Genomic DNA, 809 nt, shown 5'->3' on the forward strand with positions numbered 1-809 from the left:
CAGCTTGACCATCTTGTGGCCGAGCGTCTTGATGATCCGCCAGCCGCCGGAAGCCGTGCCCGCCGCCATCACCACCGCACAGGTCAGCACGATCCACATCGCGATCTGCGGGCCGTCGCCCGTGCCCGGATGCAGGAACGACAGCCAGCCCGGCAGGTTGTCCAGCTGCCCGCTCGACTCGGCGCCGATCAGGGTCAGGGCGATGATGCCCATGGTCTTCTGCGCGTCGTTGTGGCCGTGCGCGTAACCCATGTACGCGGCCGACAGGATCTGCGCCTTGCCGAAGAACGCGTTGACCCAGCGCGGCCGCGCCAGCCGCCCCAGCACCCCGCCGGCGCGGGCCATGCCGGCGATGATCGCCCACAGCAGCAGCATCATCGCCACGCCGAGGACGAAACCGGCCAGCGGCGAGGTGACCATCGGCAGGAACACCTTCCACAGCAGGCCCTTGTTCTTGACCCAGTTGCCGACCGGCTCGGACCAGACCAGCGCGTTCCAGTCGTTGTGCGCGGCGGCCAGCGCGGCGCCGCACAGGCCGCCGATCAGCGCGTGCGAGGACGAGGACGGCAGGCCGAACCACCAGGTCAGCAGGTTCCAGGCGATGCCGCCGAGCAGCGCGCACAGGATCACCTGCGAGGAGGCCTCGACCACGTCGGTGTTGACGATGCCAGTCGCAATCGTCGCCGCCACCGCGGTGCCGGTAAGCGCGCCGACCAGGTTCATGCCCGCCGCCAGCGACACCGCCGCGCCCGGCGACAGCACCTTGGTCGCCACCACCGTGGCGATCGAGTTGGCGGTGTCGTGGAAGC

1 protein-coding gene is annotated in these 809 nt (G+C 70.0%); it reads right to left on the reverse strand.

The features are described from left to right. A partial coding sequence (locus tag J7528_RS23670) for an inorganic phosphate transporter (RefSeq protein ID WP_291879754.1) occupies positions 1 to 809 on the reverse strand: 809 nt, incomplete at both ends.

The sequence above is a fragment of the Caulobacter sp. genome (assembly GCF_017744445.1).
Taxonomy (GTDB): domain Bacteria; phylum Pseudomonadota; class Alphaproteobacteria; order Caulobacterales; family Caulobacteraceae; genus Caulobacter.